Here is a 26,420-nt window from a genome sequence, read left to right on the forward strand (position 1 = left end):
GGGTGGAATCGCGACGAACGACATCGCCGCCGACAGACAGACGGACGAACGCGACGTCCGGCAGCGGCCCGGTCAGGCAGCGGCAGCGGAGGTGGTCGGGCGGGTCGCGGGCAGGCGGTCAGGGCGGTGGTGGGGCGACGTCGGCGGGGACCGCCGGGGCGGGGCGGCGGCCGGCACGGGATCCGCCGAGCACCACCACGGCCACCCCGGCGAGCAGCAGCGCCAACCCGGGCAGGGCGAGCGGACGCGGTAACTGCCCCAGCCAGGCCCAGGCGATCAGCGCCGCCCCGGGCGCCTCCAGCAGGATCAGCACGCTGATCGTGGTCGCCGACACCCGGCGCAGCGCATGGTTGAACATCGAGTGGCCGAGCAGTTGGGCCCCCGCGACCAGCCCGATGATCGCCAGCCACGTGCTTGACGCGTAGCCGTGCAGCCGTACCCCGCCGACCAGGCAGACGGCGAGCAGGACCGCCGCGCACACGCCGTAGCAGATGGTGGTGTAGGTGGCGGTGCTGATGGTGGCGCGGGCGCGTTCGCCGAACGCGGTGTAGACGGCGGCGAACATACCGCCGACCACCGCGAGCAGGTCACCGGCGAAGGCCCGGCCGGAGACCCCGACGTCCGCACCGGTGGCGAGGACCGCACCGAGCACCGCCAACCCGATGCCGCCCCAGACGGCGTACGACAGCCTTCGGCCCTGCCAGCGGGCGATCAGCCCCTGCCAGACCGGCTGGGTGGCGCCCAGCGCGGTGGCAGCCGCGACGGAGGTGAGCTGGGCGCTCGGCATCCAGGTGGCGAAGTGGGCGGCCAGCGCCACCCCGGACAGCACGCAGTACCAGCCCTCCCGGCGGCCCGCCCCCACGGTCAGCGACCGGAGCTCGGGCCGGCGGCGGGCCAGCGTGAACGGGGCGAGCACGGCGGTCGAGAGCATCGTCCGCCAGAACGCGACGGCCAGCGCCGGGGCCGCCGCGAAGGCGATCAGCGGGGCCGACGACGAGACCGAGGAAACGGCGAGCACCAGGACGCCGACGGTCAGCGGATCGACGGTCGGACGGGGGTGGGGTGGGGCAGAGGACACGGAGAGCAATCCTCACACGGGCGGCGGCGGTGCCGCGGACGCCGGGCGGTGGGGCGGCGGCGGTGCCGCGGACGCCGGACGGTGGGGCGGCGGCGGTGCCGCGGACGCCGGACGGTGGGGCGGCGGCGGTGCCGCGGACGCCGGACGGTGGGTCAGCGGCGGCGCACCCGGTGCAGGCGGAACGGCTTGCGGGTGGCCCGGACCACTGCCGCGCCGCGCGGCTCGGCGGCCAGCGAGGCATCCGGCAGGGCCTCCCCGGCGTCCGGTGGGCCGTCCGGGGCGAGGCGGGTCAGCGCGCAACCGTCGGCCGCCCAGCGGGCCACCAGGTCGGCGGTCGGGCCGGAGGCGTTCAGCCGCTTCGCCGCCACCAGTGGGGCCGACGTCTCCCACTCCGGCGTGCCCGGGGCCAGCCTGGTCACCCGGGCCGGCCAGGTCACGATGCGCCCGCCGTGGTCGCCGCGCAGGGTGACCCGGGCGGCAGCGGCGTCGGCCAGCCCCGGCGCGGTCTGCTCCCCCGGCCCGCTGACCACGAACAACGACCCCTCCAGGGGTACGCACCACAGCGCGACCGCCGGCCGGTCGCCGACGCCCACCCAGGCCACGGCGGCCTTCTTCATCGCCTCGTCGACCAGGGGCGTCGACCCGGAAGCGTCCACCTCGTCCGTCACACCGGCATCCTCTCGCAGCTCTGGCCCGATCGACACCCGACTCCCGCAGCCGGCGGGGCATCGCCCTGCACACTGGGACGGCACCGCCGCGCGTCCCGCTCGTCGCCGGCCCGCACACAGCACCTGCGGTGGCGGCCCCGCACGCGCCGTCGGCCGACGCCCGTGGCGCGGTCAGCCGACGAACGGCGGGACCAGGATCTCGCCCCGGGCCACCGGCACCACCTGACCGGCCACGGTCGCCCCGACCGCCATCCCGTCCTCGGCGGTCACCGTGCAGGCCAACTCGGACGGACGACGGAGCTCCGCGCCCTGCCGGACGGCGTACCCGGAGCGCCCGTCGCCGGGGAGCAGACCGCTGGCGACCAGCCACACCCCCAGCCCCAGGGCGGCCGAGCCGGTGGCCGGGTCCTCGGGCACCCCGAGCCCCGGCACGAAGACCCGGGCGTGGGCGGTTTGCGCGTCGGCGTCCCAGGAGAAGACGCTGATGTGCTCCACCCCGTACCGCTGGGCTGCCGCCGCGTCGACCCGGGCGCGGGCCACCGCGTCCGGACGCACCGGGAGGTAGGGGAACTCCAGCCCACAGCCGGCCACCCGGGGCGGCGGGCCGGCGTGGTCGGCGGCGGTGAGACCGGCCATCTCCAGCAGCGGCTCGGGGTCGAGTTCCGGCCCGAGGGTGGGGGTGCCGCCGGTCAGGGTGGCGCCGGTCGCGGTCACCTCGACCGGAAGCACCCCGGCGTGGCACTCCTGGCTGACCGACCCGGCATCGAACAACCCGCGTCGGCTGGCGGTGACCGCCGCGCCCACGCTGGGATGACCGGCGAAGGGCAGCTCCCCGGTCGGGGTGAAGATCCGGGCCCGGTAGGTGGCACCCACCTGGGTCGGCGGCAGCACGAACACCGTCTCCGACAGGTTGAACTCCATCGCCAGGGCCTGCATCTGCTCGGTGGCCAGCGCTTCGGCGCCGAACACGACGGCCAGCGGATTACCGGCGAACGGGCGGTCGGTGAAGACGTCCACGATCTCGTAGGCCAGGGTCGACATGGTGACAAACACTAGGCGCTTAGGCTGGTGGCCGTGAGCACGCCGAACCGGGTCTACATCGCTCGACTCGCCGGAGTCGCCGTCTTCGACCCGAACGGCGACCAGGTGGGGCGGGTCCGCGACGCGGTGGCCCGGATCCGGCCGACCCAGCGTCCGCCCGAGGTGGTGGGGCTGGTGGCCGAGATGCCGATGCGCCGCCGGATCTTCCTGTCCATCAACCGGATCACCTCCATCGACGCCGACGCGGTCGTCCTCGGCAGCGGCACCCTCAACCTGCGCCGCTTCGAGAAGCGCCCCAACGAGCTGCTCGTCCTCCAGGAGTTGCTGGACCGGCGGGTGCAGCTCGACCCGGGCGGCCAGCCCGGCGCGGTGGTGGACGTCGCGATGGAACGCAGCCGGGGCGGCGAGTGGGCGTTGTCCCGGGTCGCCGTCCGCGAGCAGTCCACCCGGTTGACCCGCCGTGGTCACCTGCACCAGGTGGACTGGGAGCGGGTACGCGGCCTGAGCGGCATAGCCGACAACCGGGGTACGGCCAACCTGCTCGCCGTGCTGGAGGACATGCGCCCGGCCGACCTGGCCAACGCCCTCCAGGACCTGCCCGACGCCCGGCGCAACGAGGTCGCGGCGGCGCTCGACGACGAACGCCTCGCCGACGTGCTCAGCGAACTGCCCGAGCGCGACCAGGTGGAGATCCTCGCCGCCCTGGACCGGGAACGGGCCGCCGACGTGCTGGAGGAGATGGACCCCGACGACGCCGCCGACCTGCTCAACGAGCTACCCCCACCGGAGCAGGACGTGCTGCTCGACCTGATGGAGCCCGACGAGGCCGACCCGGTCCGGCAACTGCTGAAGTACACCTCCGGCACGGCCGGCAGCGTGATGACGTCCGAGCCGGTGATCCTGCCGCCGGACGCCACCGTCGCCGAGGCGCTGGCCCGGATCCGGGAGGAGCAGCTCTCCCCGGCGATCGCCGCGCAGGTCTTCGTGACCCGCGCGCCGATGACCACCCCCACCGGCCGCTACCTGGGCATCGTGCACTTCCAACGGCTGCTGCGCGAGCCGCCTGCCGACCTGCTCGGCGGGGTGGTGGTCAACGACATCGACCCGCTGCGGCCGACCACCCCGTTGCCGGAGATCACCCGCCGGATGGCCACCTACGACCTGGTGGCGATGCCGGTGGTCGACCGGAACAACCGGCTGGTCGGCGCGGTCACCGTCGACGACGTGCTCGACCACTCGCTGCCGAGGGACTGGCGGGACCGGGACGCCGTACCCGCCCCGGCCACCGCCGACGAGACGGACCCGTCCGCCCCGGCGATCGGCGGTGGCACCGATGGCTGAACAGCGCCGGGCCGAGCGGTTGGACCAGCCGCGCGAGCCCCGGGGGGTCAAGCTGCCCCGGTTCGACGCGGAGGCGTTCGGCCGCTGGTCGGAGGGGATCGCCCGGGGGATGGGCACGGCGAACTTCATCGTCTACATGACCGTGGTGATCGCGCTGTGGTTCGGCTGGAACACCCTGGCCCCGGCGGACCTGCGCTTCGACCCGTACACCTTCACGTTCCTGACCCTGGTGTTGTCGTTGCAGGCGTCGTACGCGGCACCGCTGATCCTGCTCGCGCAGAACCGGCAGACGGACCGGGACCGGGTGGCACTGGAGGAGGACCGTCGTCGGGCGACCATGCAGAAGGCGGACACCGAGTACCTGGCCCGGGAGGTCGCCGCGCTGCGGATCGCGCTGGGCGAGGTGGCCACCCGGGACTTCCTCCGCTCGGAGTTGGCCCGGCTGGCCGAGGAGCTGGACGCGGCCGCCCAACGCCGGCAGAAGCGGGAGCTGCGGCAGTCGAAACGGACCGGCGGGCGGCCCGGGGGCGGCGAGGGGCGGTCGGAGGCTGGCCAGGGGCGGTCCGGGGGTGGTGAACCGCCGCTCGACGAGCCCCGGGACGAGCTGGACGGCGACTACGCCCGGGACGGCCGCCCGGAGAGCTGAGCGTGGCACTTCGTACCTGATCATCCGGGTTCGTCGGCGGGCCGGGACGACCCCGGCCCGCCGATCGATTCGCTCACACCCGGCCCCGCTGCCGGCGGACGCACCGCACCGCCGACGTAGCATTGCCCGCATGTCAGCTCCCGTCAGCACCATCTCCGACGCGATCCAGGCCGCCCTGGCCACCGTCAACGACCCGGAGATCCGCCGGCCCATCACCGACCTCGGCATGGTCCGCTCCGCCGAGATCGGCGAGGACGGCGTGGTCCGGGTCGGGCTGCTGCTCACCGTCGCCGGGTGCCCGCTGAAGGACAAGCTGCGGGGTGACATCACCGCCGCCGTCGGCGCGGTGCCCGGGGTGGCCGGCGTCGAGATCGAGTTCGGGGTGATGAGCCCGGAGCAACGGCAGGAGTTGCAGGGCAAGCTGCGCGGGGGCGCCGCCGGTGACGAGTCGGTGATCCCGTTCGCCCAGCCCGGCTCCCGCACCCGGGTGTACGCGGTGGCCAGCGGCAAGGGCGGCGTCGGCAAGTCCAGCGTCACCGTCAACCTGGCCGCCGCGCTGGCCGCCCGGGGCCTGGCCGTCGGCGTGGTGGACGCCGACATCTACGGCCACTCGGTGCCCCGGATGCTCGGCGCGGACGGCAAACCCACCCGGGTGGAAGACATGATCATGCCGCCGCAGGCGAACGGCGTGAAGGTGATCTCGATCGGCATGTTCACCCCGGGCAACGCGGCAGTGGTGTGGCGCGGCCCGATGCTGCACCGGGCGTTGCAGCAGTTCCTCGGCGACGTCTACTGGGGTGAGCTGGACGTCCTCCTGCTCGACCTGCCCCCGGGCACCGGCGACATCGCCATCTCGGTGGCCCAGTTGCTGCCCAACGCCGAGATCCTGGTGGTGACCACCCCGCAGGCGGCAGCGGCCGAGGTCGCCGAGCGGGCCGGTGCGATCTCCCTGCAGACCCACCAGCGCATCGTCGGCGTCATCGAGAACATGTCCTGGCTGGAGCTGCCGGACGGGTCCCGGATGGAGGTCTTCGGCACCGGCGGCGGTGCGGCGGTGGCCGAGTCGCTGACCCGGACGATCGGCGCGCAGGTGCCGCTGCTGGGTCAGATCCCGATGGACACCCGGGTCCGCGAGGGCGGCGACGCCGGCACCCCGATCGTGCTGTCCGCGCCGGACGCGCCCGCCGCGAAGGCACTGCGCCAGGTGGCCGACCGGCTGGCGGTACGCCGCGAGTCGCTGCTCGGCAAGCCACTGGGCCTCAAGCCCGCCGGCCGCTGACCTGCCCCCGCCGCCACCCGGGCCGAGGGGTCAGGTGGCGTCGTCGTAGCTGGGGCGGGGGGCCGGTGCGGGAGCGGGAGCAGTGCTGGTCGCGGTGCTCTTCCGGGCGGCGGCCCGCGGGTCGACCCGGTCGGCGACCTCCTTGAGCTCCTCGTGCACGCCTGTCACGTCCGCCCGCAGGTTGTCGTAGACGCCCTGGAGGGGCTTGCGGATCGCCTGCTCGTCCTCCTCGCTGAGGAGGTGCTTGCGGATGAACGCCTTCGGGTGCAGGTCCTCCAGCTGGATGTCGGTGCCCAGCTCACGGCTCAGGTCGCCGGTCGCGTTGCGGGCCATGTTGCGCAGGTTGCGCACCATCCGCAGGCCGTCGCTGATGACGTTGGGCAACCGGTCTCCGAAGATCAGCAGCGCCAGGAGCAGCAGTACGCCGATCTCCCACCAGTTCAGGTTGTCGAGCACCGCGGGGCCTCCTCGTCGCGTCGGGCCAAGCCTACGCACGTCAGACCCCGATCCGGGAGGGGGTGACCGGTCCTCACTTGGCGTCCGCGGCGAGCGTCACCGAGGCGTTCTGCCGGGTCGTGCCACGCCGGTACTCCACCGTCACCACCGATCCCGGGGCGAACTTGCGGACCAGGGCGATCAGGTCGGTCGGCTCGTTCATCGGCCGCCCGTTGAGCCTGAGGACCACGTCGCCGGTCTTCAGGCCCGCCTCGGCCGCCGGGCCGGTCGGCTCCACGGCCGCCAGGCGCACGCCGGTGCCGGCCCGGCTGGCGGTCCCGGTGCCGGCGACCTGGGCCCCGATCACGGTACGCCGGGCCTTGCCGGTGCCGATGATGTCCTGGGTGATCCGTTTCGCCTGGTTGATCGGGATGGCGAAGGCGAGCCCGATGTTCCCCGCCTCCTGCCCCTCCGCCACCAGCGACTTGATCGTCGAGTTCACCCCGATCACCCGGCCCGCCGAGTCGACCAACGGACCGCCGGAGTTGCCGTGGTTGACCGCGGCATCGGTCTGGATCGCGGCGTAGTAGCGGACCGGCCCACCCGGTTCACCCGCCTGCATGGTGCGGTCCAACGCGCTGATGATGCCGGCGGTGACCGTGTTCGCCAGGGACAGCGGTGAGCCGATGGCCAGCACCGGGTCGCCCACCGCGAGCGTCTCGGAATCACCGAACTCGATCGGCCGCAGCCCCTTGCGGTTCACCTTGATCACCGCGATGTCCGACTCCGGGTCCTGACCGACCACCGTCGCCGGGGAGCTGCTGCCGTCGTTGAAGGTCACCGACGCCCGGCCGGTGCCGTCGGCGACCACGTGGTCGTTGGTGACGATGTAGCCGTCGGTGCTGACGACGAACCCGGAGCCCTCGCTGGTGCCGCCCAGGCTGGCCACCCGGATGGTCACCACGCTGGGCAGGACCCGGCCGGCGACCCCGGCCAGCGAATCGGGGCGACGCTGGGCCAGCGCCGGGCCCTCGGCCGGGCCGGCCCCCAGGGTGACCCCGCCGCCGACCCCGCCACGCACCGCGAAGGCGTACCCGAGGGCACCGCCCAGGGTGCCGGCGAGCAGCGCGACGATCAGCGGGACGAGCAGCAGTTGGCGGAGCTTCGGCCGGCCCGGCGCGTCCGGGTCGGTGACCGGCTCCGGTGCCGCCCCGGTGGCCGGCACGCCCGGCAGGACCACCGCTGACGGGGCGTACGGGTCGCGCCAGGGGTCGGCGAGCGCGTCGGACCACCATGGCGACGCCGGACCGCCGTGGGCCCCGTACGGCGTCGTCGGGCCTGTCTGTGGCGGCCCGGCCGGCGGCGACGCCGACCCCGGAGTCCCGCCGGGCGCTCGCCAGTCCCAGCCGTCGGTCACGTCGGTGCCTCCCAGTCCGTCCCCCGGTGCCCCGGGCCACGACCGGGGGTGGCGGTCACGGCGCAGGAGGGCACCCCATCCAGGATTGCACGGATGCGCCGGACGGAGTCAGCTCTTGCCCGCCCGTGATCGCGACCGACGCCTTTCATCCCGTCACGACCGACCACCGACGACCGCCGGCCCCACCGACGACCGCCGGCCCCGCCGTCGGCGGAACTCCGGCCCTGCGGAACGGTGCACGGACGGACTTCGGCACGCCGTCGGTGGTGCACGGGCGGACTCCGGCCCGACCGGGAACGGTCACGGGTGGACTCGCGGCTGCGCCGAGGAAGCCTCGCCTCTAGGCTCATACCGCCAACCCGCCCGTTGCACCATCATCCCGCCCGGAGGTGTCCCATCGCCACGGTCGCCAGTTCCGGCAGCCCGACGGCGCAGGCGTTGCAGTTCGCCGAGTCGTACGTGGGCGAGGACATCGTGCTTCGGACCGCCCGCAGCCTCGCCCGGGAGGTCGGCCTCGACGCGGTCACCCCGGGCGCCGGGGCGGCGCTGCGCCTGCTCGCCGCCGCCGGCAACGCCCGCGCGGTGGTGGAGATCGGCACCGGCACCGGGGTCAGCGGGGTCTGGCTGCTCCGTGGCATGCGTGCCGACGGGGTGCTCACCACCATCGACGTCGAGATCGAGCACCAGCGGATCGCCAGGCGGATCTTCGTCGAGGCCGGCTTCCTGTCCGGCCGCACCCGGATCATCACCGGTCGGGCGCTGGACGTGCTGCCCCGGCTCGCCGACGGCGCGTACGACCTGATCTTCGTGGACGGCGAGGCGACCGGCTCCGCCGCGTACGTCGACGCCGCGCTGCGGCTGCTGCGCCCCGGCGGGGTGCTCGCCCTCAACGGCGGCTTCGCCGGCGGACGGATCGGCGACCCGGCCGCCCGGGACGCCGAAACGGTGACCATGCGGGAGACGGTCAAGGCGATCCGGGAGGCCGAGCAGTGGATTCCGGCTCTGCTCCCGGTCGGTCACGGCCTGCTGGCCGCGGTGAAGTGCTGACCCGCTGACCGGCCGGAGCGCGGGCCGGGGTGGGCGGCTCAGTCCAGGGTCGCCAGCCAGCGCAGCAGGCCCCGGACGCCCCAGCCGGTCGCACCACGGGTCAGCTCCGCGTGGTCGCCGTCGGCCCAGGACGGCGCGGACATGTCGATGTGCAGCCACCGGTCCCGCAGCTCGCCGGTGAACTCGCGCAGGTAGAGCGCGGCCATCACCGAGCCGGCCCCCCGGTCCGGGGAGCTGTGCCGGTCGGCCAGGTCGCTGCCGAGGTGTTCGAGGTAGTCGGCGGGCAGTGGCATCCGCCAGGCCGCCTCGCCGGCGTCGTCCACGGCGCCCAGCACGGCGGCGGCCAGTTCGTCGTTCTCGCTATAGAGCGCGCCGGTCCGCTTGCCCAGCGCCACCGCGTTGGCACCGGTCAGGGTGGCCAGGTCGATCAGCAGGTCGGGGCGGAGCTCGCGGGCCGCGTAACCGAGCGCGTCGGCGAGCACCAGCCGGCCCTCGGCGTCGGAGTTGGTGCTCTCGCTGGTCGTGCCGTCGTAGTGCCGGATGACGTCGCCGGGGCGGAACGCCGCGCCGCTGACCATGTTCTCGGCCAGGGGCGTCAGGGCGGTGACCCGGAGGGGCAGCCGCAGCGCCGCCGCGCCGAGGGTGGCCGCGACGACCGCCGCCGCACCGGCCATGTCCTTGCGCATCAGTTTCATCGCCGGCACCGGCTTGATCGAGATGCCGCCGGTGTCGAAGGTGATCCCCTTGCCGACCAGGACGACGTGCAGCCGGGCGTCGGCGGGCCGCCAGTCCAGCTCGACCAGGCGAGGAGGGCTGGCCGAGCCGCCGCCGACGGCGAGGATGCCGCCGAAGCCCTCGGCCGCCAACTCCTGTGGACCGCGTACCCGCAGGTGCAGGTCGGGGTGTTCGGCGGCGGCGGAGGCGACCTGGGCGGCGAACCACTGCGGGTTCTTCACCGAGGACGGGGTGTTGGTCAGGTCCCTGGCGAAACAGGTCATCCGGGCGGTGGTCCGGGCCGCCTCGACCGCCTCGGCGAGCGGGTCCGGCGCAACGGTCAGCAGGGTCACCCCGGCCAGCGTGGGCGACGGCTCTCCCTCGGACAGCCGGAACCGGTACGAGGCGAGCAGCACCCCCTCGACGAGGGCCCGGACGACTCCGGCCGTAGCGTCGACCGGCAGAGCCAACGTGATATGTGTCTCATCTGCGGCGGCACGGGCCAGGGCGGCACCGGCAGTCCGCCAGGCCCGCTCTCCACCGTCGCCCACGCCGAGCAGCAGCAGACGGGCCGGGGTACGACCGGGGCGCAGCTGGGTCAGGGTCTCGCCGGCCCGGCCGGTCAGCCGGGTGGCCGGCAGCAGCGCCTCCGCCTCGGTCCGCAGCTCGTCGGCGGGCGGCGGTGCGGTGGCGACCAGTGCCGGCGCGGTGCCGTCCGGGTCGGTGGCGGCGCGGACGGGCAGGACGAGGACGTCCGACCGGTCGACGGCGACGGCGAGGCTGATGGCGAGCACGCTGGACCGTACCTCCGGGAAGTTCGTGGTGCGGGACCTCGATGACCCGCGGGTGACAGACGAAGTCCCTGAGTCACCGGCGACGCCGGTGACTCAGGGACCCGGGACCGTCCGCGCGGCACCGCGCGGAGTGCCGGCCGATCAGCCGGCAGCCGCCTTCAGCGCGTCACCGAGCGCGTTGGCCTCGTCGGGAGTCATCTCGACGACGAGCCGGCCACCGCCCTCCAGCGGGACCCGCATGACGATGCCCCGACCCTCCTTGGTGACTTCCAGCGGACCGTCGCCCGTCCGCGGCTTCATCGCCGCCATGTTGTCTCCCCTCAGACCTAAACATCAGGGTAGGTGTACTGCCCCACAGCCACTTCGTGCCGACCACCCGCAAGGTACGCGGGGGCGTCGACCACGATTTTCCCTGATGAACACCGCCGGACCCAAACCGGAGCAGCATTGATGTAACAGCATCTAGCTTATCTTGAGAAGGCCTGTCACAATGTGCGGTCATGCAGGCACGGTCGGCACTCTTCGACCTCTACGGCGACCATCTCCGCACGAGGGGTGGGCGCGCACCGGTTGCCGCCCTGGTGAAGTTGCTGGCCCCACTCGGCGTCGCCCCGCCGGCCGTCCGGACCGCCGTGTCCCGGATGGTCCGCCAGGGCTGGCTCGAACCGCTGCGGCTCGCCTCCGGCCCCGGGTATTCGATCACGCCCAAGGCGGTCCGCCGGCTGGACGAGGCCGCCGCCCGGATCTACCGCACCGGGCGGATCACCTGGGACGGGCGGTTCGACCTGCTGGTCCTGTCGACCCCGACGGCCCGCCGGGACCGGCAGCGGCTCGCCGCCAACCTCAGCTTCCTCGGCTACGGCACCCTCGACGAGCACACCTGGGTGGCCACCCGGGCCAGCGAGGACGTCGACGTGCTGCTGGAGGAGGCCGGGGTGCACTACGAGCGGTTCACCGCCGCACACGCCGCCGGCACCCCCGGCGCGATGGGCGTGGTCCGCCGCGCCTGGGACCTCGGCGAGATCGGGCACGCGTACGAGCGGTTCGTCGCCGAACAGCGTGCCCAACTGGCCGGGGTGACCGTACGCAGTGGCGACGAGGAGGCGTACGCGGCCCGGTTCCGGCTGGTGCACGCATGGCGTACCTTCCTTTTCCAGGACCCGCAACTCCCCCCGGCGTTGCTTCCCGAACGCTGGCCCGGCACCGCCGCCGCCAGCTTCTTCGACAGGCACGCCACCCGGCTCCGGCCGGCCGCCGACCGGTACGTCGAGCAGTGCCTCGACGCCGGCAACCGGCTTCCCCGACAGAAGGGCCGTTAGCGACGTGACCGAGCCACTGCTCGTCGACCGCACCGATGCCGTGGTCACCCTGACCCTGAACCGCCCCACCGCGATGAACTCGCTCGACGTGGCGCTCAAGGAGGCCCTCCGGGACGCCCTGGCCGAGCTGGAGACCGACCGGTCCTGCCGGGCGGTGGTGCTGGCCGGGGCGGGTGGCTCGTTCAGCGCCGGTCAGGACCTGCGCGAGCACGTACAGACCCTGGAGTCGCCGGGTCGGGATCCGTTGGACACCGTCCGGGCGCACTACAACCCGATCGCCGCCCGGCTGGCGAACCTGCCCAAGCCGGTGGTCGCCGCGGTCCGCGGGATGGCCGCCGGAGCGGGCGCCTCGCTGGCGTTCCTGGCCGACTTCCGGATCGGTGGGCCGAAGACGAAGTTCCTGATGGCGTTCGCCGGGGTGGGCCTGGCCGCCGACACCGGGGCGTCCTGGACACTGCCCCGGTTGGTCGGCCACGCCAAGGCCGTCGAACTGCTGATGCTCGCCGAGCCGGTCGGTGCCGACGAGGCCTACCGGTCGGGGCTGCTCACCCGGCTGGTCGAGGACGACGAGCAGGTGCTGCCCACCGCGCACGAGCTGGCCGCCCGGCTCGCCGCCGGCCCGACCGTCGCCTACGGGGCGATCAAGCGGCAGCTCTCCATCGCCGACGCGGGCACCCTCGCCGACGCCCTCTCCGCCGAGGCGCAGGCCCAGTCGATCTGCGGGGCCACCGCCGACCACCGGGCCGCCACCATCGCGTTCGTCAAAAAGCAGAAGCCGGTCTTCCACGGCAACTGAAGTGCCGGGCCGGCCCGGGGGCACCGGCCGTGCCGTGCCGTGGCGGTCACGCGTCACCTCGACGACCTGCCGGCCGGGCCACACCATCCCCGTCGGTGCCGGGCCACACCGTCCCCGTCAGCGGGCGACATAGCCGCCGTCGATGGGGACGGTGTGGCCGGTGATCCAGGTGGCGTCGTCGGAGCAGAGGAAGAGCACCACGCCGGCCACGTCGTCCGGGCTGGGGATGCCGGGTTTCGGGTTGAACGACTCCATCCGGGCCCGCATCTCCGCCGGATCGGGCGCGCTGTCGATGAAGTGCTGCACCAGCGGGGTCATCACCACAGTGGGGGCGACCGCGTTGACCCGGATGTTGCGGGCCGCGTACTCCACCGCCGCCGACCGGGTGAGCCCGACGATGCCGGCCTTGGTGAAGGTGTACGGGGAGATGTTCTCCTGCGCCGCCAGGCCGGTGGTGGACGAGGTGTTGACGATCGCACCCCCGCCTCCGCGCAGCATGGCCTCGATGCCGTACTTGAGCACGTGGAACACGCCGTCGCCGTTGATCCGCCGGACCTTCTGCCAGTTCTCCACGTCCATCTCGTGCAGGGGCTGCTGCCGGCCGTCGATGCCGGCGTTGTTGAAGATGACGTCGATCCGGTCGTAGCGCTGCACCGCGTCCGCGATGCCCTGCTCCACCGCTGCGGCGTCGCCGGTGTCGACGGTGACCGCGAGGGCGTCGGGCAGCTCGGCGGCCACCCGCCGGGCGCCCTCGGCGTTGATGTCGGCGATCACCAGCCGGGCCCCCTCGGCGGCGAATCGGCGGGCGGTCGCCTCCCCGAGCCCCGAGGCGCCACCGGTGACGAACGCGACCTTGTCCTGGAACCGCATCGGCTCTCCCCCGACCGGCCGACCGACTGCCGGCACCCGTGCGCCCTTACCCGGTCGGCGGGTGGCTAGTCGTCCTCCTCCGGGTCCTGGTTGGCCTCGGCGCCCAGCACGAACGCCTGCATGGCCAGCTCGTCGCCGCTCGGTGAGACGAAGGCAGGCAGCTCGGCCGGACCGAGCTCCTGCACGTACGACCAGAAGAGCCGGACCGCCTCGGCCGGGGACTCGGCCTCGATCGGCAGGTCGAGGCTGACCAGCCAGGTCCGACGCAGCGGCGGCGGGCCGAGCCGGTCGACCAGCTCGCGGTAGCTGCCCGGGGCGAGCGCGGTGACCGGGCCGGCGACCGCCGTCCGGTCGATCGGCACCGGCGCGTCGAACGACCGCCGGGTGTACGTCACCAGCAGCGCCTGCCCGTCGTGCCGGGCGACCCGGCCCAGCGCCACCAGCCGGGGCGGGTCGTCGGCCAGCACCGCCACCGGGTCACCGGGGCGGGGCGCGGGCGCACCGGCCGGGACGGTCAGCTCCAGGGTGTCGTGGTGGACGAGGCGTTCGGCGTCGTGCCGCCCGGCCGGCAGCAGCACCGCCCAGGCGTCGTCGCCCCGCCCGCCGTCGACGTCGGTCGGGCCGGTGCTGCGGTGGTCGGTCACGGTCATGACCCCATCCCATCACGGGCCACGGCGGTGCCGGCGTGGCAGCCGGCGAGATGGTCGTCGACCATTCCGGTGGCCTGCATCAGCGCGTACGCCGTGGTGGGGCCGACGAAGCGGAAACCCTGCTTCTTGAGCGCCTTGGCCAGCGCGGTGGACGCCGGGGTCGTGGCCGGCACCTCGGCGAACGATCCGAACCGGGCCGCCCGGGGCGGCGGCGCGTACGACCAGAGCAGCGCGGAGAGCCCGGCGGGCAGGGCCAGCGCGGCGCGGGCGTTGGCGACCGCCGCCTCGATCTTGGCCCGGTTGCGGACGATTCCCGCGTCGGCGAGCAGCCGGGTCACGTCCGCGTCGTCGAAGGCGGCGACCCGGTCGATCCGGAAGTCGGCGAAGGCCAGCCGGAACGCCGGGCGCTTGCGCAGGATGGTCAGCCAGGACAGCCCGGACTGGAACGCCTCCAGGGTGAGCCGTTCGTAGAGGGCGTCGTCGCCGCGCAGCGGACGGCCCCACTCGGTGTCGTGGTAGATCGCGTAGTCCGGGGTGCTCGCCCCCCACGCGCAGCGGGGCAGTCCGTCGGGGCCGGTCACCAGGTCAGTCACCCGGTACACGCTAGGCCAGGGGCCCGACACCGCCGGGTGGCGGGCCGGACCGGTCAGCGGGGCGCGGACGGCCGGGGCAGGCGGCCGGACTCGACCAGGCGGGCGAAGCGCCTCAGGGCCAGCGTCAGGCTTGCCTTGGAACCCGGCCAGAGCAGCGGCCAGGCGACCCGCCCGGCCGACCCGCCGGGCAGGTGGAACCACTCGTGCCAGACCACCTGCGTGCGGCCGTCGGCCAGCGGGGTGCAACGCAGCACGCCCGGGCCGCGCAGCAGCCTGCCGCAGTGCACCACGCCCACCTCGTACGGGGCGTCGACCCGGACCACCCGCATCTCGTCGCGCAGCGCCGCCGGGCCGAGCGAGGTGACCGCCTCGACGAGGCTGCCCTCCCCGCCGTCGCCCTCGACCACCCGCACCCGGGTCAGCGGAATCCAGTCGGACTGCCCCTCCCAGTCGGTCAGCGCGGCGAAGACCCGCTCGGCGGGAGCGTTGACGATCACCGTGGCGGTGAACTCGCCGGCACCCGGCTGGGCGGCCTCGTCGGCCAGGCCGCCGCCGGCCGGATCGGGTCCGGTCACACCGGCTCCGACCGGGCCACGGCACCGCCGGGACGGTCCGCGTCGGCCCGGTCCGTCTCGGCACGGTCCTCGGTGCGGTCCGTCTCGGTGCGGTCCGTCTCGGTGCGGTCCGTCTCGGTGCGGTCCGCATCGGTGCGGTCCGTGGTCGGGGTGGGGGTGATGTCGATGGGCTCGACCTCGACGGTCGGGCCTTCCGGACCGGGTGCGTCCGGGGCAGGGGTCGCCGGAGAGGCGTCGGGCGGGGTGGCGACGGCCTCCTCCCGGGTACGGCGCAGCACGTCGGCGTCGGCGGTACGGCCCTCCCGCAGCGCGACGACCTCGGCCTCCAGCACCCCGATCAGCTCGGCCTTGTATCCGATGTCGTAGGCGGCCCGGCGCATCGCCTGGTCGACCTGGGCCATCCGGTAGCCGCGCAGGGCGGTGTCGAAGCGGAGCGCGCCGACGTCCGACTCCCGCAGGGGTCGGCCACCGGGCAACGGGACGGCTCTGCCGTCGGGCTCGGTGGGGGCGAGCCCGTCCCGACCCGAGATCAGCACCGTCACGCCGAACACGACCGCCGCCACGGTCAACGCGACGACCACAATGAGCAGAGTCTGACCCATAGGGAGATCGTGGCACGGGGACACCCTCCGGAGCGACCCCAACCACCATCATCGTCACCGATCTTCTGGCCGTACCGGCTCCGGAGCGGGGCGGGGGCCTGGGGTCGTACCGGCCCGAGGGCCGGGGCGGACGACCGGCTAGCGTCGGCATCGGCCGGGTCGTCCGGCCGGTGACCTGCGGGAGGCGGAATTGGCCGGGGCGCTGCGGCTCGGAGGGCGGACGTTCGCCCCGGGCGAGCCGGTGGTGATGGCGATCGTCAACCGGACGCCGGACTCGTTCTTCGACCGGGGTGCCACCTTCGCGCAGGACAGCGCGCTGCGCGCGGTGGAACGGGCGGTCGCCGAGGGCGCCGAGATCATCGACATCGGTGGGGTGAAGGCCGGGCCGGGCGACGAGGTCGACGTGGTCGAGGAGATCCGGCGGACGGTGGACACCATCGCCGCCGTCCGGGCCGCGTTCCCCGAGGTGGTCATCTCGATCGACACCTGGCGGGCCGAGGTGGCGGTCGAGGCGGTGGCGGCCGGTGCCGACCTGCTCAACGACACCTGGTCAGGGGCCGATCCGGCGCTCGCCCGGGTGGCCGCCGAGACCGGGGCCGGGCTGGTCTGCTCACACGCCGGCGGCCTGACGCCCCGCACCCGGCCGCACCGGGCGGCCTTCCCCGACGTGGTCGCCGACGTGGTCGCGACGGTGACCGGGCTCGCCGAGCGGGCGGTGGCCCTGGGGGTACGCCCCGACGGCATCCTGATCGACCCGGCGCACGACTTCGGCAAGAACACCCGCCACTCCCTGGAGATCACCCGCCGGTTGGCCGAGCTGTCCGGCACCGGCTGGCCGCTGCTGGTGGCGTTGTCGAACAAGGACTTCATCGGCGAGACACTGGACCTTCCGGTGTCGGACCGGTTGGAGGGCACCCTGGCCGCGACGGCGGTGTCGGCCTGGCTCGGTGCCCGGGTCTTCCGCGCCCACCAGGTCCTGCCTACCCGTCGGGTGCTCGACATGGTGGCCTCGATCCGGGGCGACCGCCCACCCACCGTCACCCGCCGCGGCCTGGCCTGACCGCCGCCCGACCCGGCCGCTGGGGTGGTCAGGTCCAGTTCAGGATGCGCTTGCGCCAGGCGTAGAGGATGCCGAGCGCGACCACGGCCACGAAGACGCCCATCTCGGCGACCGTCACCGCACCGAAACCGGGCCGGTCGAAGACCATCGCCCAGGGGAAGAGGAAGACCGCCTCGACGGCGAAGAGCACGTAGAGGTACGCGTACACGTAGTAACGGATCTGCATCTGCGCCCAGTCGCCACCGACCGGGTCGAGGCCGCACTCGTAGCCGGCCCGCTTGCCGGCGGGGTCGGCCGGACGGCCGGGACGTAACACCCGGTTGGCGGAGAACGCCGTAACGAAGAAGAGGACGGCAGCGAGCAGCAAGAGCCCGAGCGTCGCGTACGAGCCCAGGTAACCGGTCACGGTGGGTCAGCCTACCGGGCCTCGGGCCGGTCCGGACGCCGTGGGCGGGCACCCGAACACGTCACCGAATTCTCTTCCACAGGTACTGGTGCCACCTGGCAACTGTTACCGAATAATGAACTCTCACCCAGAGTCACGGAGGTCAGATGCCCGGCGTGAACACGCGTGCCCTTCGGCGGTTCCTCGTCCGGCGTACCCCTGCTCTGGTCGGGGCGGTGTTGACGGCCGGGCTGGTGGTCGCGCTCGGGATGCCGGCGGGCCTGGCGACGGCGGCACCCACCGTGACCCGTCTGGTCACCGACCCGGCCGACGTCCCCACCGCCGGCGGCGGCGACCCGACGGACGGGACCACGCCCCCGGGCGAGCCGACGGCGACCGGGCCGGCCCCGACCACGGCACCGCCGACGCTGCCGCCGGCCCCGGAGCCCACCACACCCGCGCCGGAGCCGACCGGCACGACGCCGGAGACCACGGCACCGGTGCCGACGGCCACCACCACTCCGACCGCGGCACCGACCCCGAAGCCACCGCTGCCCAGCAGGCCCGCGCCGCCGGGGCCGAACCCGCAGCAGCCGGGCGGCGGGCGGGTCGGGGTCCAGGTCACCACGGGGGACGTCACGCTCGACGACCGCTACTGGGGAGCCCGGAGCACGGTCACCACCCTGCGGGTCACCGTCTCCAACACCGGTGCCGTGCCGGAGCGGGTGCGACTGGCGTACACGCTGCCGGCCGGGCTCACCGACGCCGGGACGCCTGGTTGCGCGGCGGCCGGCGACGACGGTTGGCACTGCGGCGAGTGGACCACCGCGCCGGGCGACCTGTTCGACACCCTGATCCGGGTACGGGTCAGCGGCGGCGCCTGGCGGCAGATGCCGCTGAGCGGTGCGGTACGGGTCACCGCGACCGGGCCGGGCGCCGGCGACACCGCCCGGGACAACGAGGGCTTCGCGGTCCTCTTCCCGCCCGGTCCGCCGGTGCCCGGGATCCTGCTGGACGCCGACGAGGTCGCCTTCGACATCAGTGGCGGACCCACCGTGCTGGCGGCCCAACTGGGCAACACCGGGCGGGTGGACGCCACCGGACGGGTCGAGGTCGTGCTGCCTGCCGGGGTCAGCGTGCTGGATCCGCCGGCCGGCTGCGTGTCGGCGTCGCCGACGCGTACCCGCTGCGACCTGGGCGTCATGCCGGCGGGGCGGACGGAGACGCTCCGGTTCACCGTCGCCGCCACCCCGGACGCCCAGCGCGAGGCGCCGCTGGCCGGCGCGTTGGTCGGCCGGCTGACTCCGGAGCGCGGGCCGGCCCGTCAGGTCCAGCTGAGCTTCCGGATCACCGCCGCCGCCGCGCTTGCCACCACGCCGGTGGGCACTCCCGCGCCGACCGGGTCGCAGGGGTTGATCGCGGCGGAGGGACGCGGGGCCGTCGACATCGCCGGGATGTCGTCCGCCCAGCGGACCGCGCTCGTGCTGATCGTGGTCTCCGTCCTGCTGGTGGTGTTGGCGCTCGCGCTTGCCACCGGCTCACTACGGCGACGGGCGACCGGGCCGGCGGCGGACACCACCGGCGAGGCACCGACCCGGCTGACCGGCTGACGGGCGGGCGGGAGCCGGGGAGTCCGGTGGCGACCGGGACGGGCGGTGATCTCAATTACGGCGGGCACCGCAAATCGCCGCAAACTCCCACAAATGCCACCGACCTGTATCCCAGGTGTCGGACCTCCACCAAGGATGCCCTAAGCCCGGGACGTAGGCTCGGAGCGAGAGACGACAGCGGGCCGGGCCAGCCCACGGGCGGACCGGGCGCAGCGGCGCGTCAAGGAGGTCGAGTGGCCGGGCAAGGCGGGGTCACCATCATGTGCAGCCGCGCGCGCGGCGGGGCCGAGCGAAGCGAGGTGCGGGCGTGACCAAGCAGATCCGTCAGTTGGACCGGGTGGTGATCCGGTTTGCGGGTGACTCGGGTGATGGGATGCAGTTGACGGGGGACAGGTTCACCTCGGAGACGGCGCAGTTGGGTAATGATATTTCGACGTTGCCGAATTTCCCGGCGGAGATTCGGGCGCCGGCGGGGACGTTGCCGGGGGTGTCGAGTTTCCAGGTGCATTTCGCTGATTACGACATTCTGACGCCGGGGGACGCGCCGAACGTCCTGGTGGCGATGAATCCGGCGGCGTTGAAGGCGAATCTGGCGGATCTGCGTCGGGGTGCGGACATCATCGTGAACACCGATGAGTTCACCAGGCGGAACCTGGTCAAGGTCGGTTACGCGGTGAGTCCTCTGGAGGATGACTCTCTGGCGGGGTTCGTGGTGCATCCGGTGGCGTTGACGTCGATGACGGTCGGTGCTCTGGCGGAGTTGCAGGTGTCGAAGAAGGACGCCGAGCGGGCGAAGAACATGTTCGCGTTGGGGTTGTTGTCGTGGATGTACTCCCGCCCGTACGACTCGACGTTGCGGTTCCTGGAGCGGAAGTTCGCGAAGCGTCCGGATCTCGTCGCGGCGAACATCGCCGCGTTCCGGGCGGGGTGGAACTACGGCGAGACCACTGATTCGTTCTCGGTGCGCTACGAGGTGAAACCCGCCAGGATGCTGCCGGGTACCTACCGCAACATCACCGGTAACGCCGCCCTGTCGTTGGGGTTGGTCGCCGCGGGGGTCCGTTCCGGGTTGCCGGTGTTCCTCGGCGCGTACCCGATCACCCCCGCCTCCGACATCCTCCACGAACTGAGCAAACACAAGAAACTCGGCGTGGTCACCATGCAGGCCGAAGACGAGATCGCCGCGGTCGGCGCCGCGTTGGGCGCCTCCTACGGCGGTGCCCTCGGGGTCACCACGACCAGCGGCCCCGGGGTCGCCCTGAAATCCGAGACGATCTCCCTCGCCGTCGCCCTGGAACTTCCCCTGGTCGTCGTGGACGTGCAACGCGCCGGCCCGTCGACGGGGCTACCCACGAAAACCGAACAGGCCGACCTGAACATGGCCCTACACGGCCGCCACGGTGAAGCCCCCGTCGCGGTCATCGCCGCGAAGTCCCCCTCGGACTGCTTCCACGCCGCCCTCGAAGCCGCCCGTATCGCCGTGACCTACCGCACCCCGGTGATCCTGCTGTCGGACAACTACGTCGCCAACGGCTCCGAACCCTGGCTCCTGCCCGACGTCGACTCCCTGCCCGACCTACGCGTCTCCTTCGCCACCGCACCCAACCACGACGACGGCGTCACGTTCCTGCCCTACCTACGCGACCCCGACACCCTCGCCCGCCCCTGGGCGATCCCCGGCACCCCCGGACTGGAACACCGCATCGGCGGCCTGGAGAAAGCCGACAAGACCGGCGACATCTCCTACGACCCCACCAACCACGACTACATGGTCCGCACCCGCGCCGCCCGCATCCAGGCCATCCCCGTGCCCGACCTCGAGGTCGACGACCCCGACGGCGACGCCCGCGTCCTCGTCCTCGGCTGGGGCTCCACCTACGGCCCCATCGGCGCCGCCTGCCGCACCCTGCGCCACCGCGGCCTGCCCATCGCCCAAGCCCACCTACGCCACCTCAACCCCCTCCCGGCGAACCTCGGCCAGGTCCTGACCGCCTACGACCGGGTCGTCATCCCCGAGATGAACCTCGGCCAACTCGCCCAGGTCATCCGCGCCCGCTACCTGATCGACGCGATCGCCTACAACCAGGTCCGCGGCCTACCCTTCACCGCCGCCGAACTGGAGACGACGCTGGAAGAGGTCCTCAAAAATGCCTGAACCCGTCACGGTGAAACTCACCACCAAAGACTTCAAATCCGACCAGGAAGTCCGCTGGTGCCCCGGCTGCGGCGACTACGCCATCCTCGCCGCCATCCAACAATTCATGCCCGAACTGCACATCCCCCGCGAGAACACCGTCTTCATCTCCGGCATCGGCTGCTCCTCCCGCTTCCCCTACTACATGAACACCTACGGCATGCACTCCATCCACGGCCGCGCCCCCGCCATCGCCACCGGACTGTCCGTCACCCGACCCGACCTGTCCGTCTGGGTCGTCACCGGCGACGGCGACGCCCTCTCCATCGGCGGCAACCACCTCATCCACGCCCTACGCCGCAACGTCAACCTCAAAATCCTCCTCTTCAACAACCGCATCTACGGCCTCACCAAAGGCCAGTACTCCCCCACCAGCGAAACCGGCAAAATCACCAAATCCACCCCCACCGGCTCCGCCGACGCCCCCTTCAACCCCCTCTCCCTCGCCCTCGGCGCCGAAGCCACCTTCGTCGCCCGCACCATCGACTCCGACCGCAAACACCTCCAAACAGTCCTCCGCGCCGCCGCCCAACACCAAGGCTCCGCCTTCGTCGAGATCTACCAAAACTGCAACATCTTCAACGACGGCGCCTTCGACCAACTCAAAAACCCCGACACCCGCGACGACCACCTCATCCCCCTACACCACGGCCAACCCATCACCTTCGGCCACAACAACCAACACTGCCTCGTCCACCCACCCCACGCCTTCGGCCTCGAAGTCCGCGACACCGCCACCACCCCACCCGAAGACATCGTCATCCACGACACCACCATCACCGACCCCGCCTACGCCTTCGCCCTCACCCGACTCCCCGGACCCCACCTCCGCAACACCCCCATCGGCGTCTTCCGACAAACCAACCGCCCCACCTACGACAACCTCGTCCAACAACAGATCACCACCGCCAAAGCCACCACCACCCACACCCCCGAACAACAACTCACCGACCTCCTCCACACCGGCGACACCTGGACCATCAGCTAGTCGCCCGTCGACACGTCGAAGTGGCCGTTCCCCACGCAGGGGCCGGCCACTCGCCGTTTCGGCGGGCTACACGGTGTCAGGAGGCGGTGGTGTTGGCGGTGGGTCGATCGTCGCGGACGTGCACGAGCATGTCGCCGGTCTCGATCACCGCACCGGCCTTGTCGGCCAGGGTGACCACCTTGCCCCGGCGTACCAGGGCGATGACCAGGGACTCCAGCTCACGCGGGGACTTGCCCACCTCGTGCCGCTCGGCGGAACGCATCGCCAGCGCCATGCCCTGCCCGGGGGTGAGCAGGTCCTCCACCACGTCGATCAGCGGCGGGGCCGAGGTGGAGAGGCCCAACAGCCGGCCCGCGGTGGCCGAGGAGACGATCACGTGGTGCGCGCCGCTCTGGCGCAGCAGCGGGGCGTTCTCGGCCTCCCGGACGGCCGCGATGATGCGTACCTGACCGGCGGTGAGCTGCCGGGTGGTGAGCGCCACCAGCACCGAGGCGTCGTCACTGTCGGTGGCGATGATGACGGACTTGGCGTTGCGGACGTGCGCCTCCTCCAGCACCGACGAACGGGTGGCGGAGCCCTCGATGGCGACCAGCCCGGCCGAGGTGGCCTGCCGCAGCGCGGTGCCGCTGCGCTCCACCACCACGATCCGGGACTTGTCCAGGCCGTTCTCCAGCAGGGCGGAGACCGCGCTGCGACCCTTGGTGCCGTAGCCGCAGATGATGACGTGGTCCTTCACGGTTCTCCTCCACCGACCCAGGCGACGGCCGGTCCGGTACTGCTCGGTCAGGACTTCCAGGGTGGTGCCGACCAGGATGATCAGGAAGATCACCCGGGCCGGGGTGATGAACAGGACGTTCACCAGGCGGGCCGACTGCTCGTAGGGGGTGATGTCGCCGTACCCGGTGGTGGAGAGGGTGACCACCGCGTAGTAGAAGCAGTCGAGCAGGGTCAGCCCGTTCTCGTCCACGTCGCGGTAACCGCTGCGGTCCAGGTAGACCACCGCCACGGTGAGCAGGACCAGGCCCAGGGCGGCGGCCAGGCGGAGACTCAACGCGCTGAGCGGTCCCCGCCGCTGCGCCGGGAAATGGATCACCGTCGGTCCTGCTCCCCCTGGGTCACCTGCACGAGCACAACATAGCGGGTGACGGGTGGGGCGGCAGGTCGGGCCGCCGGTCGGACCAGCGGGAGACGCCGGGGGCCGGTGCCGAGCCGGGCGACCGGGCATGATGGGAGGGTCCCGGGACACCGGCCACGAGGAGGCCCGCATGTCACTGCTGCGTCGGGTGATCGGCGGGGTGCTCCGCCGGGTACGGCTGCGCCAGGGCCGCACGCTGCGCGAGGTGGCCACCGCCGCCGGCGTGTCCCTGCCCTACCTCTCCGAGGTCGAGCGCGGGCGCAAGGAAGCCTCCTCCGAGGTGCTGGCGGCGATCTGCCGGGCCCTCGGGATCCACCTGTCCGACCTGCTCGAAGAGGCCCGCGACGAGCTACGGCGGGTCGAGCGTCGGGTGCCCGTCCCGCCGGGCGGCACCCTGGCCGGGCCGGGCCGGGTGCCGACCGCCCGCCGGGCCGGCACCGGTCCGCACCTCCAGGTCGGCCGACCCACGGCAGGATTCGGCCGACCCACTGCGGCGGTCGGTCCGTCCAGGGCGAACAGCGGCCCATCCACGGTACGGGCCGGCGGGCCGACCGGCTTCGCGCCGATGTTCCACGTCGGCGGCGCGGGCTTCCGCTCCAGCGGCGCGGGCTTCCGCTCCGGCGGTGGTGCGCCGGCACCCGTCGGCGGTGCGTCCGGGTTCGCCGTGGTGGCCGGTGTCGCGCCCGTCCGGGTGCCGGCCGTCCTGTCGACCGCCCGCCCCGCTGCGCGTACCGCCAGGATGCTGGCGCGGCGGCGGGCCCGGACGGGCCGGCGGCGGCTGCTGGTCGGTTAGGCTGGCCGGGTTCTGCCGAGGGCAGATCTGCCCGGGGCAGAAAGGCTGGGGTGGCGGCCGCCCGACGGCGCAGGCTGGACCCGCCGGTCCCCGGGCGGAGCGAGGTCGCCCGCCGGCAACGCGGAGGGTGGTCACCATGATCGGGTACGACGTGCGCATGCTGGACGGCGGGCAGCCAGCCTTCGGCGACCAGGTCTTCGAGCGGCTGCTGCGGGAACGGATCATCTTCCTCGGCACCGAGGTCACCGACGCCTCGGCCAACCAGATCTGCGCGCAGATCCTGCTGTTGGCCGCCGAGGACAGCAAGCGGGACATCTACCTCTACATCAACTCGCCAGGTGGCTCGGTCAGTGCCGGCATGGCCGTCTACGACACCATGCGGTACGTCAGCAACGACGTGGCCACCCTGGCGCTGGGGCTCGCCGGGTCGATGGGGCAGTTCCTGCTCTGCGCGGGGGCGGCGGGCAAGCGGTTCGCCCTGCCGCACGCGCGGGTCATGATGCACCAGCCATCCGGTGGGATGGGTGGCACCGCCGCCGACATCACCATCCAGGCGGAGAACATGCTGCACGTCAAGCGGACCATGCAGGAGCTGATCGCCGAGCACAGCGGGCGCACCCTCGACGAGATCCAGGCCGACTGGGACCGGGACCGGTGGTTCACCGCCGAGCAGGCCAGGGACTACGGCCTGATCGACCAGGTGCTCACCCGGGCCGACCAGCTTCCCGGCTGACCGTCGACGTCACCCCCGGCGCGCACGACGGCGGCGGAACGCGTGACCCACATCGACGGTCTTCAGACGGTCAACACCACCTTGCCCAGCGCCCGCCGGCCCTCCAGGTCGGCGTGCGCGACAGCCGCCTCCGCCAGCGGGTACGCCGACACCAGCGGACGCCACCAGCCCCGGCCGCCCAACTCCACCGACCGGGCCGCCAACCCGGCGATCCCCCCGGGCCTGGTGCGGAGCCGTTGCCCGAGCCACCCGGCGGTCAGGCTGCGCCCCACCAGATCATCCGTGCCGATCCGGGTCGGCTCCCCCGCCGACCAGCCGAACATCACGAACCGTCCACCCGTCGCCGTCGACTCCAGCGCGGCCCGGCCCAGCGCCCCGCCGACCCCGTCGTACACCAGCGTCGGCCCGCCGACCCGTGCCCGGACCAGGTCCGTCCAGTCCGGCCGGTCGTAGTCGACCACCACCACGTCCGCACCCAGTTCACCCAGTCGGGCCGTCCGCTGCGCGCCCCGCGCCGCCGCGACCACCGTCGCGCCGACCGACCGGGCCGCCTGCACCAGCAACCAACCCATCCCGCCGGCCGCCGACAGCACCAGCACCACGTCGTCCGCCGTCGGCGGCTCCACCTCGAACACGCCGAGCGCGGTCCGGCCCGTACCCACCAGGGCCACCGCGTCGGCGAACCCCATCTTCTCCGGTACGGCGAACAGCGATCCGACCGCGGCGACCGCCTGCTCCGCGTACCCGCCCGGGACCATGCCCAGGTGGGCGACGACCCGTCGACCCCGCCATGTCTCGTCCACCTCGTCCCCTACCAGGTCGACAGTCCCCGCGACCTCCCGGCCCGGCACGGTCGGCAGCTCCGGCAGCGGCAGCGGGCCGCCGCCCTCGCCCCGACGCAGCGTGGTGTCGAGCAGGTGCACCCCGCTGGCCGCCACGGCGATACGTACCTGGTCGGGGGCGGGGGTGAGGTCGGGCAGGTCGTCGAGGACGAGATTGGTGGCGGGACCGAACTCGTGAAGGCGAATCGCACGCATGCCCCCATCCGACAACCTGCACCGGACGTGAGGTCAATGGTCTCCACAGTTTCCGGTGCGCACCGCCCCCTCGGGCAGGTGGGCGGCGAGGGCGGCGAACTGCGCCCGGGTCAGGTACGACGGGTTGGCCGCCTGCGGCTGACGGAACACCTCCAGGCCAGCCAGCCGGGGGTCGGCGCGCAACCGGTCACGGCGCAGCCGTTGCGGCTCAGGAAGGATGGTCAGCTCCAGCGGCACCGACCAGGGTGCGTGGGCCTCCTCGCCGGGCACCGGCTCGCCGATGAGCCGGCCGATCCCCCAGACGCCGTAGGGCAACCGTCCCCGGCTACCGCTGGCCCAGAAGAGCATGGGCTGACCGGCCCGCATCAGCCGGGCCCGGTAGCCGGGGCGTACGCACCAGCTCGTCACCCGGGGATCCCGGGCGAACCGGCCGGCGAGGTCGACCGTGTCCGCGTTGCCCTTGATCAGCCAGGCGCCCAGGTTCTCCCGGGTCACCTGTCGCTCGTCGGTTTTCGACACGTCGGTTCCTCCTCGGCGACCGGTCGGCTCTGCCCGGACCGCGCTTCGGACCACCGGAGCGGTGGGTCCGGTGCTCAGGTGCCCCGGCTCGCTTCGGACAA

Annotated in this window: 28 protein-coding genes; 12 read left to right on the top strand and 16 right to left on the bottom strand. The window is 73.2% G+C overall.

What is annotated here, in order from left to right; all coding sequences use genetic code 11:
- Positions 1-118: 118 nt before the first annotated feature.
- The 3 genes from OHQ87_RS21150 to OHQ87_RS21160 all read right to left on the bottom strand — a co-directional run bounded on the left by OHQ87_RS21150 (position 119) and on the right by OHQ87_RS21160 (position 2,787).
- Entirely contained in the window at positions 119-1,087 is a 969-nt protein-coding gene (locus OHQ87_RS21150) for a DMT family transporter (RefSeq protein WP_442930583.1), read from the bottom strand.
- A 143-nt stretch (positions 1,088-1,230) separates the two neighbouring features.
- On the bottom strand, positions 1,231-1,695 hold the full coding sequence (locus OHQ87_RS21155) for a hypothetical protein (RefSeq protein WP_328348941.1): 465 nt from the start codon (positions 1,693-1,695) through the stop codon (positions 1,231-1,233).
- Positions 1,696-1,917: 222 nt separating this feature from the next.
- Positions 1,918-2,787, bottom strand: coding sequence for a PhzF family phenazine biosynthesis protein (locus OHQ87_RS21160; protein ID WP_328340398.1), 870 nt, complete (start codon positions 2,785-2,787; stop codon positions 1,918-1,920).
- A 33-nt stretch (positions 2,788-2,820) separates the two neighbouring features.
- Between OHQ87_RS21160 and OHQ87_RS21165 the strand changes: the two genes are divergently transcribed.
- From OHQ87_RS21165 to OHQ87_RS21175, 3 genes are all read left to right on the top strand, one after another.
- Positions 2,821-4,128 carry a magnesium transporter MgtE N-terminal domain-containing protein gene (locus tag OHQ87_RS21165; RefSeq protein WP_328340400.1) on the top strand — a complete coding sequence of 436 codons (1,308 nt, stop codon included), beginning with the start codon at positions 2,821-2,823 and terminating at the stop codon, positions 4,126-4,128.
- Positions 4,121-4,774: a DUF1003 domain-containing protein gene (locus tag OHQ87_RS21170; protein WP_328340402.1), complete on the top strand. Its 654-nt coding sequence runs from the start codon at positions 4,121-4,123 to the stop codon at positions 4,772-4,774. Before OHQ87_RS21165 ends, OHQ87_RS21170 begins: the two co-directional genes overlap by 8 nt.
- Positions 4,775-4,904: 130 nt before the next feature.
- Positions 4,905-6,053, top strand: coding sequence for a P-loop NTPase (locus tag OHQ87_RS21175; protein ID WP_328340404.1), 1,149 nt, complete (start codon positions 4,905-4,907; stop codon positions 6,051-6,053).
- A 30-nt stretch (positions 6,054-6,083) separates the two neighbouring features.
- On the opposite strand, the gene OHQ87_RS21180 is transcribed toward OHQ87_RS21175, so the two are convergent.
- Both OHQ87_RS21180 and OHQ87_RS21185 read right to left on the bottom strand, forming a co-directional pair.
- Positions 6,084-6,509: a preprotein translocase subunit TatB gene (locus tag OHQ87_RS21180; RefSeq protein WP_328340406.1), complete on the bottom strand. Its 426-nt coding sequence runs from the start codon at positions 6,507-6,509 to the stop codon at positions 6,084-6,086.
- A 73-nt stretch (positions 6,510-6,582) separates the two neighbouring features.
- The gene (locus OHQ87_RS21185) at positions 6,583-7,920 is read right to left on the bottom strand and encodes a S1C family serine protease (RefSeq protein ID WP_328348942.1); all 1,338 of its coding nucleotides are present in this window, start codon (positions 7,918-7,920) and stop codon (positions 6,583-6,585) included.
- 444 nt (positions 7,921-8,364) lie between these two features.
- On the opposite strand from OHQ87_RS21185, the gene OHQ87_RS21190 reads away from it, so the two are divergent.
- Entirely contained in the window at positions 8,365-8,952 is a 588-nt protein-coding gene (locus OHQ87_RS21190; protein WP_328348943.1) for an O-methyltransferase, read from the top strand.
- Positions 8,953-8,990: 38 nt separating this feature from the next.
- Here OHQ87_RS21190 and OHQ87_RS21195 read toward each other — a convergent pair whose 3' ends face one another.
- Both OHQ87_RS21195 and OHQ87_RS21200 read right to left on the bottom strand, forming a co-directional pair.
- Positions 8,991-10,460, bottom strand: a complete 1,470-nt coding sequence (locus OHQ87_RS21195; RefSeq protein ID WP_328340409.1) for a leucyl aminopeptidase family protein — start codon at positions 10,458-10,460, stop codon at positions 8,991-8,993.
- Between the two features lie 141 nt (positions 10,461-10,601).
- The gene (locus OHQ87_RS21200; RefSeq protein ID WP_007455245.1) at positions 10,602-10,769 is read right to left on the bottom strand and encodes a DUF3117 domain-containing protein; all 168 of its coding nucleotides are present in this window, start codon (positions 10,767-10,769) and stop codon (positions 10,602-10,604) included.
- A 191-nt stretch (positions 10,770-10,960) separates the two neighbouring features.
- On the opposite strand from OHQ87_RS21200, the gene OHQ87_RS21205 reads away from it, so the two are divergent.
- Together OHQ87_RS21205 and OHQ87_RS21210 are read left to right on the top strand one after the other, a co-directional pair.
- Entirely contained in the window at positions 10,961-11,779 is an 819-nt protein-coding gene (locus tag OHQ87_RS21205) for a PaaX family transcriptional regulator (protein WP_328340411.1), read from the top strand.
- Between the two features lie 4 nt (positions 11,780-11,783).
- Positions 11,784-12,575: an enoyl-CoA hydratase/isomerase family protein gene (locus OHQ87_RS21210; RefSeq protein ID WP_328340412.1), complete on the top strand. Its 792-nt coding sequence runs from the start codon at positions 11,784-11,786 to the stop codon at positions 12,573-12,575.
- 117 nt (positions 12,576-12,692) lie between these two features.
- On the opposite strand, the gene OHQ87_RS21215 is transcribed toward OHQ87_RS21210, so the two are convergent.
- From OHQ87_RS21215 to OHQ87_RS21235, 5 genes are all read right to left on the bottom strand, one after another.
- On the bottom strand, positions 12,693-13,445 hold the full coding sequence (locus OHQ87_RS21215) for an SDR family NAD(P)-dependent oxidoreductase (RefSeq protein WP_328340414.1): 753 nt from the start codon (positions 13,443-13,445) through the stop codon (positions 12,693-12,695).
- A gap of 65 nt (positions 13,446-13,510) precedes the next feature.
- Positions 13,511-14,095, bottom strand: coding sequence for a hypothetical protein (locus OHQ87_RS21220; protein ID WP_328340416.1), 585 nt, complete (start codon positions 14,093-14,095; stop codon positions 13,511-13,513).
- Positions 14,092-14,688, bottom strand: coding sequence for a DNA-3-methyladenine glycosylase I (locus OHQ87_RS21225; protein WP_328340418.1), 597 nt, complete (start codon positions 14,686-14,688; stop codon positions 14,092-14,094). Before OHQ87_RS21225 ends, OHQ87_RS21220 begins: the two co-directional genes overlap by 4 nt.
- A 53-nt stretch (positions 14,689-14,741) precedes the next feature.
- Positions 14,742-15,263 (bottom strand): SRPBCC family protein, encoded by a 522-nt coding sequence (locus OHQ87_RS21230; RefSeq protein ID WP_328340420.1) that lies wholly within the window; start codon positions 15,261-15,263, stop codon positions 14,742-14,744.
- Positions 15,260-15,865: a DivIVA domain-containing protein gene (locus OHQ87_RS21235; protein ID WP_328340422.1), complete on the bottom strand. Its 606-nt coding sequence runs from the start codon at positions 15,863-15,865 to the stop codon at positions 15,260-15,262. The genes OHQ87_RS21230 and OHQ87_RS21235 overlap by 4 nt, the downstream gene beginning before the upstream one ends.
- A 190-nt stretch (positions 15,866-16,055) precedes the next feature.
- On the opposite strand from OHQ87_RS21235, the gene folP reads away from it, so the two are divergent.
- On the top strand, positions 16,056-16,925 hold the full coding sequence (folP, locus tag OHQ87_RS21240) for a dihydropteroate synthase (protein ID WP_328340424.1): 870 nt from the start codon (positions 16,056-16,058) through the stop codon (positions 16,923-16,925).
- Between the two features lie 28 nt (positions 16,926-16,953).
- On the opposite strand, the gene ndhC is transcribed toward folP, so the two are convergent.
- Positions 16,954-17,331: an NADH-quinone oxidoreductase subunit A gene (ndhC, locus tag OHQ87_RS21245; protein ID WP_328340426.1), complete on the bottom strand. Its 378-nt coding sequence runs from the start codon at positions 17,329-17,331 to the stop codon at positions 16,954-16,956.
- 146 nt (positions 17,332-17,477) lie between these two features.
- Between ndhC and OHQ87_RS21250 the strand changes: the two genes are divergently transcribed.
- From OHQ87_RS21250 to OHQ87_RS21260, 3 genes are all read left to right on the top strand, one after another.
- The gene (locus OHQ87_RS21250) at positions 17,478-18,920 is read left to right on the top strand and encodes a hypothetical protein (RefSeq protein ID WP_328340428.1); all 1,443 of its coding nucleotides are present in this window, start codon (positions 17,478-17,480) and stop codon (positions 18,918-18,920) included.
- 307 nt (positions 18,921-19,227) lie between these two features.
- On the top strand, positions 19,228-21,075 hold the full coding sequence (locus OHQ87_RS21255) for a 2-oxoacid:acceptor oxidoreductase subunit alpha (RefSeq protein WP_328340430.1): 1,848 nt from the start codon (positions 19,228-19,230) through the stop codon (positions 21,073-21,075).
- The gene (locus OHQ87_RS21260; RefSeq protein WP_328340432.1) at positions 21,068-22,102 is read left to right on the top strand and encodes a 2-oxoacid:ferredoxin oxidoreductase subunit beta; all 1,035 of its coding nucleotides are present in this window, start codon (positions 21,068-21,070) and stop codon (positions 22,100-22,102) included. Before OHQ87_RS21255 ends, OHQ87_RS21260 begins: the two co-directional genes overlap by 8 nt.
- Before the next feature lie 76 nt (positions 22,103-22,178).
- Here OHQ87_RS21260 and OHQ87_RS21265 read toward each other — a convergent pair whose 3' ends face one another.
- On the bottom strand, positions 22,179-23,195 hold the full coding sequence (locus tag OHQ87_RS21265; protein WP_328340433.1) for a potassium channel family protein: 1,017 nt from the start codon (positions 23,193-23,195) through the stop codon (positions 22,179-22,181).
- Between the two features lie 172 nt (positions 23,196-23,367).
- Here OHQ87_RS21265 and OHQ87_RS21270 point away from each other — a divergent pair, with 172 nt between their 5' ends.
- On the top strand, positions 23,368-24,030 hold the full coding sequence (locus OHQ87_RS21270; protein ID WP_328340435.1) for a helix-turn-helix domain-containing protein: 663 nt from the start codon (positions 23,368-23,370) through the stop codon (positions 24,028-24,030).
- Between the two features lie 136 nt (positions 24,031-24,166).
- Complete coding sequence (locus OHQ87_RS21275) at positions 24,167-24,763, top strand: ClpP family protease (protein WP_328340437.1); 597 nt, start codon at positions 24,167-24,169, stop codon at positions 24,761-24,763.
- A 62-nt stretch (positions 24,764-24,825) separates the two neighbouring features.
- Here the strand turns inward: OHQ87_RS21275 and OHQ87_RS21280 are convergent, their stop codons facing one another.
- Together OHQ87_RS21280 and OHQ87_RS21285 are read right to left on the bottom strand one after the other, a co-directional pair.
- A complete protein-coding gene (locus OHQ87_RS21280) occupies positions 24,826-25,800 on the bottom strand; it encodes a zinc-binding dehydrogenase (RefSeq protein ID WP_328340439.1) in 975 nt (324 codons plus the stop codon).
- A gap of 33 nt (positions 25,801-25,833) precedes the next feature.
- Entirely contained in the window at positions 25,834-26,319 is a 486-nt protein-coding gene (locus OHQ87_RS21285) for a hypothetical protein (protein WP_328340441.1), read from the bottom strand.
- Positions 26,320-26,420 lie beyond the last annotated feature (101 nt).

It is taken from the genome of Micromonospora sp. NBC_00421 (assembly GCF_036017915.1).
Classification (GTDB): domain Bacteria; phylum Actinomycetota; class Actinomycetes; order Mycobacteriales; family Micromonosporaceae; genus Micromonospora.

What these genes read in the sequence shown, in the direction of transcription:
- OHQ87_RS21155 (WP_328348941.1), bottom strand. Translation starts at nt 1,695, where the DNA reads ATGAAGAAGGCCGCCGTGGCCTGGGTGGGCGTCGGCGACCGGCCGGCG.
- OHQ87_RS21160 (WP_328340398.1), bottom strand. Translation starts at nt 2,787, where the DNA reads ATGTCGACCCTGGCCTACGAGATCGTGGACGTCTTCACCGACCGCCCG.
- OHQ87_RS21170 (WP_328340402.1), top strand. Translation starts at nt 4,121, where the DNA reads ATGGCTGAACAGCGCCGGGCCGAGCGGTTGGACCAGCCGCGCGAGCCC.
- OHQ87_RS21175 (WP_328340404.1), top strand. Translation starts at nt 4,905, where the DNA reads ATGTCAGCTCCCGTCAGCACCATCTCCGACGCGATCCAGGCCGCCCTG.
- OHQ87_RS21200 (WP_007455245.1), bottom strand. Translation starts at nt 10,769, where the DNA reads ATGGCGGCGATGAAGCCGCGGACGGGCGACGGTCCGCTGGAAGTCACC.
- OHQ87_RS21205 (WP_328340411.1), top strand. Translation starts at nt 10,961, where the DNA reads ATGCAGGCACGGTCGGCACTCTTCGACCTCTACGGCGACCATCTCCGC.
- OHQ87_RS21215 (WP_328340414.1), bottom strand. Translation starts at nt 13,445, where the DNA reads ATGCGGTTCCAGGACAAGGTCGCGTTCGTCACCGGTGGCGCCTCGGGG.
- OHQ87_RS21220 (WP_328340416.1), bottom strand. Translation starts at nt 14,095, where the DNA reads ATGACCGTGACCGACCACCGCAGCACCGGCCCGACCGACGTCGACGGC.
- OHQ87_RS21235 (WP_328340422.1), bottom strand. Translation starts at nt 15,865, where the DNA reads ATGGGTCAGACTCTGCTCATTGTGGTCGTCGCGTTGACCGTGGCGGCG.
- OHQ87_RS21250 (WP_328340428.1), top strand. Translation starts at nt 17,478, where the DNA reads ATGCCCGGCGTGAACACGCGTGCCCTTCGGCGGTTCCTCGTCCGGCGT.
- OHQ87_RS21260 (WP_328340432.1), top strand. Translation starts at nt 21,068, where the DNA reads ATGCCTGAACCCGTCACGGTGAAACTCACCACCAAAGACTTCAAATCC.
- OHQ87_RS21270 (WP_328340435.1), top strand. Translation starts at nt 23,368, where the DNA reads ATGTCACTGCTGCGTCGGGTGATCGGCGGGGTGCTCCGCCGGGTACGG.
- OHQ87_RS21275 (WP_328340437.1), top strand. Translation starts at nt 24,167, where the DNA reads ATGATCGGGTACGACGTGCGCATGCTGGACGGCGGGCAGCCAGCCTTC.
- OHQ87_RS21280 (WP_328340439.1), bottom strand. Translation starts at nt 25,800, where the DNA reads ATGCGTGCGATTCGCCTTCACGAGTTCGGTCCCGCCACCAATCTCGTC.